The organism is Paenibacillus sp. MER 99-2, assembly GCF_023714095.1.
In the GTDB taxonomy this organism is placed as follows: Bacteria; Bacillota; Bacilli; order Paenibacillales; family Paenibacillaceae; genus Paenibacillus.
Genome location: NZ_JAMAUZ010000007.1, coordinates 243,210 through 251,730, shown reverse-complemented (window position 1 = coordinate 251,730; position 8,521 = coordinate 243,210). Strand labels below are relative to the sequence as shown.

The 8,521-nt window shown below is 44.3% G+C and carries 7 protein-coding genes; all 7 read right to left on the bottom strand.

Going from position 1 to position 8,521, the window contains the following annotated elements; all coding sequences use genetic code 11:
- Positions 1-572: 572 nt before the first annotated feature.
- A complete protein-coding gene (locus tag M3636_RS23690; RefSeq protein WP_251384235.1) occupies positions 573-2,192 on the bottom strand; it encodes a LysM peptidoglycan-binding domain-containing protein in 1,620 nt (539 codons plus the stop codon).
- Positions 2,193-2,390: 198 nt separating this feature from the next.
- Complete coding sequence (ilvE, locus tag M3636_RS23685; protein ID WP_145409191.1) at positions 2,391-3,275, bottom strand: branched-chain-amino-acid transaminase; 885 nt, start codon at positions 3,273-3,275, stop codon at positions 2,391-2,393.
- Positions 3,276-3,419: 144 nt separating this feature from the next.
- Positions 3,420-4,301 carry a prephenate dehydratase gene (pheA, locus tag M3636_RS23680; protein WP_251384234.1) on the bottom strand — a complete coding sequence of 294 codons (882 nt, stop codon included), beginning with the start codon at positions 4,299-4,301 and terminating at the stop codon, positions 3,420-3,422.
- Complete coding sequence (thrB, locus tag M3636_RS23675) at positions 4,298-5,266, bottom strand: homoserine kinase (RefSeq protein ID WP_251384233.1); 969 nt, start codon at positions 5,264-5,266, stop codon at positions 4,298-4,300. The genes pheA and thrB overlap by 4 nt, the downstream gene beginning before the upstream one ends.
- On the bottom strand, positions 5,263-6,333 hold the full coding sequence (gene thrC, locus M3636_RS23670) for a threonine synthase (RefSeq protein WP_056697925.1): 1,071 nt from the start codon (positions 6,331-6,333) through the stop codon (positions 5,263-5,265). The genes thrB and thrC overlap by 4 nt, the downstream gene beginning before the upstream one ends.
- A gap of 286 nt (positions 6,334-6,619) precedes the next feature.
- Complete coding sequence (locus tag M3636_RS23665) at positions 6,620-7,906, bottom strand: homoserine dehydrogenase (protein WP_128103288.1); 1,287 nt, start codon at positions 7,904-7,906, stop codon at positions 6,620-6,622.
- 102 nt (positions 7,907-8,008) lie between these two features.
- Positions 8,009-8,446, bottom strand: a complete 438-nt coding sequence (locus tag M3636_RS23660; RefSeq protein WP_128103289.1) for an ACT domain-containing protein — start codon at positions 8,444-8,446, stop codon at positions 8,009-8,011.
- Positions 8,447-8,521 lie beyond the last annotated feature (75 nt).

The following is an 8,521-nucleotide window of genomic DNA, read 5'->3' as shown; positions in this document are numbered from 1 at the left end:
GCGTTCGTCCTGAGCCAGGATCAAACTCTCCAATAAAGTATTGAAAAGAGCGATTAGCTCATTTTGAATCTGACGAGATTAAAAATCTCATTTGTGCTTCGAAATCATCCAGTCCGAAGACATGTACCGATTTCTTAGCGTCGATCTTGCAAGCAAGATCGTTACTCACTCGTTGTTCAGTTTTCAAAGATCAAACTTTATTGCGTCAGCGCTGCGTTTCAGCGGCGACTTAAATAATATATCATATCCGTGAATCCAATGCAACACTTTTTTTATAATTTATTAATTTGGTAGATTCAGTATCCTCTAATCCACATTAACTACAAAAAAGCACATCGTCATCACGTATTCATTATACTATCATACTTACAACACATTTTCCAATTGTTTTACATTTTCCTTCAATTTTTTTATACATACACTTCAGTATAGTTAGATGCATGACACCGCTTCTATAATGCAGACTCACTCAAAGTAATTATCGACGGCATAGTCAAAGAGAGCCAACCCGTAACGGTTGACTCTCAATTCGTACTAAATCCAACACTTTATCTCAATATTTGCTACCGCACTTATTGCTGTATCCAGGGGTTACGACGGTTCTTTGCTGAGCTGCGTTTATTGGTTTGCGTTTTGCGAGTTTCAGCTTCTTTGGAAGATACCGATACTTTTGAAGTACTTTTGCCTGCTGACTTGGCAGTTCTTCGTTTCGCTACCCCGCTTTTCCCCGTTGTTTGTTTCGCCTTGCCACCACTGTTGTGACTTTCGTTATCTTCTACATTAGTATGATTAAGATTAGCTTCCTCACGTCCACCTTTTTTACCACCCGTATGCTCTTGAGATGGATAAAGTTCACCAAAAGCGCCTAACGGAGATGGCGGCACCATATTTTGTGATGGATACGGATTTTGATAGGCGTACTCAACAGGTTGATACGGAACTACCGATGGAGCCATATTGGGATGCCCACCGTATGGACTGTACATCCCCCAAGCAGGATCGTTATATCCTGGAGATACATGGCCGTAATGTGATCCATGCATATGTCCTCCGCATCCACATGGTGGATAAGGAAGTACCGAATATGGCGAGATGAATGGCGGCTGATTCATCGAATGCTCAGCAGCGAATGAAGGAAACGGACTATTCACCTGTGCAGAAGGCGCTATCGGATATGCATTATTACCCACCGCAGGAGCAGTATTCGGCATCATATTGTTATGATTAAAATCCGGTTCGTTATTAGTTGATAAGTGTTGCGCCTCATATGGATTGATTTCCGTTATTCCAGGGAATCCAGCATTGTTACTATACCCAGCAATATACGTTGCTTGTTGCGTCGTATACACCTCTTGTGCGGGTACAGGAACCTGAGTATACGGATATTCGGCTGGCGCATGGTGAAGCTTACTTCCACAACCACATGGAGATTTGGTAGCAGGTGACACCTCAATTGGCGCTTTTGTATTCGGGATGGCTGGTAGAGGCATAATCTCAGGTGACAAATTCGGCATGGTGTACTTTGGCGCTTCTGGAAGAGGCTTTACTTCTGCGATTGGCGCAAGGTTTTCTTTTTTCTCAACTTCCTTGACTGGCTTAACTTCTGGAATCTCAGGTAATTGAGGTAGCACTTCCAGCTCTGGCATTACATTAGGTACGGGATTAGCCGGTTTAGGCGTTGGCGCAGGTTGTTCATTAATTGGTTCAGGTACAACCGGTGTAGGCGGTGGCGATGATGGTAGTGGAGCTTCTGGTTTTGCTGGCTCCTCTTTTACACCTGTATGTTCTTTTCCTTCAGGAGAAAGTTTTTCATGAGCTGCAACATTACTTGCTCCGTTCTCCGATCCTGTGTTCCCCTGAACTTGCATGGAAGGAATGTATACTGTCTCCCCCACCAGAAGTGCATTTGGATTTTTCAGTTGTGGATTGGCATTAATCATATCCTTCAGCGGGACACCCCATGCCTGCGACAACTTCCACAATGAATCTCCTTGCTGAACTTTATGACTGTGCAATACTCCCTCAGGTTTGGGTGTTACAGGCGCAGCAGGAATCTTTACCTTCATCCCAATATCCAGCTTATCCGGATTGCTGATTTGCGGATTGGCCGCAATAATTTTGTCGAGCGCCACATTATATTTTTGGGACAGCAGGTACAATGTGTCGCCTTTTTTCACCATGTGTATTTTCACTGGGAACTAACCTCCTAGACGTGATACTTGGGCAGTACATTCGCCCATACCGTTACTACATCCTATGCAGAAACTAGGCTAATGACATCACCTAAACAAAAAAAATCCTTCTCTCTTCAAAAACCGCATACTTTGGGGTATGACGATCCCTGATAGATCAGAAGGATTTCACGTTCTATATTCAGCTATATTCGTTGTTTAGGCTTCCCAAACTTTGTATCCGTCTTTGTCCACAATTTGTCGGAACGCTTCAAGAAGTTGCAATGTTATCGGGCCAGCAACCCCTGAACCGATGGTTCTTCCATCAACCTCATAAGCAGCGATAACTTCTGCAGCCGTACCTGTGAAAAAGACCTCGTCCGCGATGTATACATCATGGAGGGTAAACGGAATCTCTTTCAGCTCAATGTTCAGCTCACCACATAGATCAATAATTGCCTGACGCGTAATGCCTTCCAGAGCACCAAGGTAACAAGGTGGTGTGTAGACGACCCCATTTTTAATAATAAAAATGTTATCACTAGAACCTTCTGTTACATAGCCTTGGGAGTTCAACATGATCGCTTCACCAGCACCTGCATAGTTGGACTGAATTTTGACAAGTACGTTATTAAGATAGTTCAACGATTTAATTTTGGGATTAAGTGCATCCGGAATATTACGACGTTGGGAGACAGATACAGCTTTCAAACCAGTAAGATACGCTTCTTCTGGATAGATGGCCAGTTGCTCCACAATAATAATGACAGAGGCTTTTGGACAACGCAGTGGATCCAATCCTAAGTTACCAGGACCCCGCGAAACAATCAAACGAATATAACCATTACGCATATCGTTACGACGCACCGTTTCAGCCATCACGTCTAACATTTCTTCATAAGACAGAGGGATGTTTAGATTAATGGATTTTGCTGAATCATACAGTCGATCCAAATGCGCCTTACATCTGAAAATGTTTCCGTTATAGATTCGAATACCTTCGAAGATCCCATCTCCATACAAAAAACCATGATCGTATACCGAAACTGTTGCGTTCTCCTTGGTCACAAATTGACCATCCAAATAAATCCATTGCTCTGACATGGATGACTGCACCTCCGTTAAATGTCCTAATCCTTCACTCTCGAAAAATATCATCAGTCTCACTGTATTGTACAACAATTGACAAGCATTAACGTGTGAGATTTACCCTTTTTTTAGCTCCTATCTCTATTAATCCAGCCCATATTAGGTTGTCTTCAAAGACGGATAAGTAAAACAAGGATAGCTGCCAAGGACACGCACCTGGCAATTCAAAGCCTCAATCTCTGCCATCGCTGCAGTCAGCAGCACAGAATCAACAGCTTCTTTTACATCAATATAAAAATAATAACTGCCAAGCCGCTTCTTCGTTGGACGCGATTCAAGCCTGGTCAGATTCAGCTTACGCCAAGCAAACGCGGACAACACCTGATGAAGAGCACCCGGTGCATCCTCAGGTAATGTAACCAATAGACTTGTCTTTACATGATCCGGCTCACGAGGAATCTGAACAGGTTCATGACCAATCAAAACAAAACGAGTGTAGTTATTATCATGATCGGTAACTCGCTCAGCCATAATATCCAAGCCATGCTTCTGAGCAGCCAATCTTGTACCAATCGCAGCCCAGCCTTTACCTGGGTTCTTCTTAACCAGCTCCACCGCTTCGGCTGTACTGTTTACACCCTCTAGATCCGCATCAGGGGAATGTGTACGAATGAAGTTCTGGCACTGCGGGATGGCCACCGGATGTGACATGAGCTTAGTAATTTTACCAAAATCATATCCACCCTCTTCATCCCTGAACTCCGAGCCATGTCCGATGACATTCTGAATCGATGGGTATACCCATTCGGCTTGCATCGCAATATCCACTTCATTAACGAGCCAGTCCATATGTAGACTAACCGAGCCTTCAATCGTATTTTCGATTGGAATGACGCTATATTGAGAATTCCCGCTATCCGTCGCACGGAAAACATCTGAAATGAGTTTGGAGTGAAGCAATTCTAACGGTTCACCATTAAACAGGAAATCGACTGCTTCATGGGAGACTGAACCTTCTGGCAATACTGCAATTCGTTTCATGCATTAACGTCCCCTTTAACTCTGTGCAAAAAAGGTGTTTCGTCTTGATCAGGCAACACCGTGACACCATCCAGATCCGGATCAAGCCACATCGCTGTCGCTGTGATGCCTTCACGCCCCATGGTATCGATTAAATATTGCTCAAGTTCATTTTTTCGTTGACTATGGCGATCTACAAAGGTAATGACAGTTGGACCAGCACCACTCAATGCAGCACCAAGCGCTCCGTGATCTACCGCATGCTCCAAAATCTCTGCCATCCCTGGAACTAATGAAGCTCTGTAAGGTTGATGCAAACGATCAGACATCGCTTTATGAATCATATCTAACCGGCCACTCGACAGTGCAGCAACCAAAAGAGAAGACCTGCTGATGTTGTGCACAATATCAGACATGCCGAACTGCTGTGGAATGATACCTCTCGCTTTGGTTGTGGATAGTTGAAAGTCCGGGACAATGACAAGCGCCTCTAAATCCTGTGCCGGCTCAATGCGAATATGATCTACATGATGTCCATCCCAGGCCGCTGCGATAATGCCGCCATACAAGGAAGCACCCACGTTGTCTGGATGTTTCTCCAGCGATGTAGCCATATCCAGAAGCTTCGCGTCCGATAAAGGTGTACCAACTAACGCATTAGCTGCGGCCAGAGCACCGACAATGGCGGATGCACTACTTCCCAAACCACGTGTCAGTGGAATATTGGACAGCATGGAAATCTCCAGTTCGGGAACGGAGACACCTGCTTCGTTGAATACCATCTGTGCAACCTCATAGATCAGGTTAGATTTATCCGTAGGTAAACCAGTTAGATGATCTCCATGCAGATGAAAGCTCGTCTGCTCAGCTGGTTTCATCTCAAGCCAGGCATATAAAGATAAAGCCATACCCAGGGTATCAAACCCTGGGCCTAAATTTGCTGTACTTGCAGGTATTTTAACTGTAACTTTTTGTTTCAAGCTCATACGGATTGTTGCTCCAGTTGCGCAATAGCCGCCATAACCGCTTCTTCAGTATCTTCCACGACAAGCGGTTCCGTTGCTACTGTTTTGATCGCGATATTTGGATCTTTCAAGCCGTGACCTGTCAATACACAGACAACAGTCTCTCCACCTTTAAAGTATCCTTCTTGTTTCAATTTATATACTCCTGCCACTGAAGCAGCAGATGCAGGTTCGGCAAAGATACCCTCACGAGCCGCAATAGTGCGGTATGCTGTCAAAATTTCTTCATCGGTTACATAATTGATCTGTCCACCGGACTCTTCAGCTGCAGCAACCGCTGTTTTCCAGCTTGCTGGATTACCAATTCGAATAGCTGTAGCCACAGTTTCAGGTTCCAGGATCGGTTCACCTTTAACGATAGCCATAGCACCCTCAGCCTCAAAACCAACCATACGTGGCAAGGAATTCGACTTACCTGCCTCTTTGTACTCTTTGAAGCCTTTCCAGTATGCAGAGATATTCCCCGCATTACCCACAGGAATCGCCAATACGTCAGGAGCTTGACCCAATTGATCTACAACTTCGAACGCAGCTGTCTTTTGTCCTTCAATACGGAACGGATTGACAGAGTTTACAAGCGTGATAGGATGTTTGGCAGTGATCTCACGGACAATCTCCAAGGCACGGTCAAAGTTACCATTGATCGCAATGACTTTAGCTCCGTAGATCATAGCTTGAGCAAGCTTACCCAGAGCGATGTTGTTATTCGGAATCAACACGATACAATTCAAGCCACCGCGAGCCGCATAGGCAGCAGCAGCAGCAGACGTATTACCTGTTGAAGCACACATGATCGTGCGGCTTCCTTCTTCCATTGCTTTTGCTACAGCCATAACCATACCACGGTCTTTGAATGAACCACTTGGATTCAAGCCTTCGTATTTGAAATATAAGTTCAAGCCAAGTTCTTTGGACAGATTCTCTGCATGAACCAGAGGTGTATTTCCTTCCTGCAGCGTAAGCATAGGTGTGTTTTCATTCACCGGAAGGTATTCTTTGTAAGTTTGCAGTAGTCCTTGATATCTCATTGTAAGTAAGCTCCTTTGTCGTTTAAAATTCCAATTTGGGTTCTATATAGGTTCAACCAAAGAATGTTTACACTTGCCACTCCGATGACAGAATAACCTTCCGATCGCTGTTATCCCCAGATTTTTTTTGAATCCCTTTCTAAAAGGGGAAATCCGGGGATAAAGGCGAACGCTCCGCTTCTCCATGTTATTTCTGTCCTCTCCGTTCTCGTGTAAAAAGTTTAGTTGAACCTATATACATTCACTAAATATAGAACATTACATTTATTGTAATTCGATGCTGAATTTAGCCTTCAACTCGGTATACACTCTTAATTCGGCGAATAACGTTAAGTGATTCAAAGTGCTTAAGCACCTTGTCCATGCTGGCCTTGCTTGCATTATGGGTAACAATAATGATCTCGGCATCAGGGTTAGTCTCATTAGGCTGCTGAACAACCGATGCTAGACTCACCTCATACTCAGCAAAAATTTGCGTGATTTGCGCCAATACCCCTGCCTTATCGTCTACATGCAATAAGATGAAGTTCTTTGACAAAATCTGTTCGTCGCTTTGTAGTCTTTTAGGTTTATAAGGCACGATCGCTTTTAGACCATTTACGCCAAGCTTTAAGTTTTTGATGACGGCCACAATGTCAGCTACTACAGACGTTGCTGTAGGAAGCTCCCCTGCTCCTGCACCATAGAACATCGTCTCACCTACCGCTTCACCATGAACATAAACGGCGTTGAATACCCCATTAACGGAGGCAATCGGATGATTTTGTCTAACCATCGTAGGCTGAACACTAATCGTGATCTCATCATCTTGACGATCAGCAATACCGAGTAGCTTCATTTCATATCCAAGTCTTCTAGCATACGTAATATCTTCACGAGTCACGGATGATATACCGCGGACTGTCACATCCTGCAGCTCAACATTGGTACGAAAACCTAAAGTACTCAATATCGCCATTTTACGAGCGGCATCAAGTCCCTCTACATCTGAGGTTGGGTCAGTCTCTGCGTAACCAAGTGCCTGAGCCTCTGCCAAAACCTCCTCATATGAGGCGCCTTCCTGGCTCATTTTAGTCAAAATATAGTTCGTTGTCCCATTCACGATCCCCATAATTCGGGTTATTCGATCCGACGAAAATCCCTCAATTAGTGTACGGATGATTGGAATCCCACCAGCTACGCTGGCTTCATAAAATACGTCACATTGTTTCTCCTGTGCCTTCGCCAATATCTCCGAACCATGCAGAGCCATCAGATCTTTGTTCGCTGTTACAATATGTTTGCCACGCTCCAGCGCTTCAAGAATGTACGCTTTTGTCTGATCAATGCCACCCATAACTTCAACGATAACATCGATATCGGGGTGTCGAATAACTTCCCAAGGATCCTCTGTGAGCTTCGCACGATCAACAGGAATAACGCGATCTTTCTCCGTATTCTTTACAGCAATCTTCTCTATAACAATGGGAGAGCCGACCTGACTACTCAGATCTTCCTGGTTCCCCTCCACGATGCGGACGACTCCTGTACCTACAGTTCCCAAACCCAACAATCCTACTTTTACCGGTTTCACTAACGACATACCCCCTATATCTCTTCTTGCTGTCACCTCTGTACTTTTATACATTTGAACAACTTGTTCAACTATATTGAACGTTATGAAGATAACGTCTCGTTAACCTTGACCTACAATGCGGGTTCGACGAACGCCAGGCATTTCTTGCATTTGCTCCAACATGTCTCCAATCTCTCCGTGAAGATGCGATGTTTCTACCGAAATAACAACGTTCGCTCTTCCTTGAAGAGGAATACTCTGATTAATGGTAAGAACGTTAGCACCATAACCAGCGACATGTCCTAATACACGAGACAATATGCCAGACTGATGCTCCAGATCAATGGAAATGGTAACGATTCGTTCTCGCTCCAATTGATTGATCAGATGAATGCCGTCCTTGTATTTATAAAAAGCACTGCGGCTTAATCCAACCTGCTCTACGGCTTCATGCACCGTTTTGACATCTCCCGAAGCAAGAAGCTCTTTCACTTGCATGGTCTTCACAACAGCTTCAGGCAAAATGTCCTCACGTACCAAGTAATAGCGTTCGTTCACAGAACGTCCTCTCCTCAAAGACTCATGTATTCATATAGTGGACATTATATAGGATGTGGCGCAAAAGGGCAATAC

Bases quoted from the DNA above. Each gene is read 5' to 3' on its own strand.
- thrC (WP_056697925.1), bottom strand. From the start codon at position 6,333: ATGAGATATCAAGGACTACTGCAAACTTACAAAGAATACCTTCCGGTG.
- pheA (WP_251384234.1), bottom strand. From the start codon at position 4,301: ATGAAACGAATTGCAGTATTGCCAGAAGGTTCAGTCTCCCATGAAGCA.
- thrB (WP_251384233.1), bottom strand. From the start codon at position 5,266: ATGAGCTTGAAACAAAAAGTTACAGTTAAAATACCTGCAAGTACAGCA.
- ilvE (WP_145409191.1), bottom strand. From the start codon at position 3,275: ATGTCAGAGCAATGGATTTATTTGGATGGTCAATTTGTGACCAAGGAG.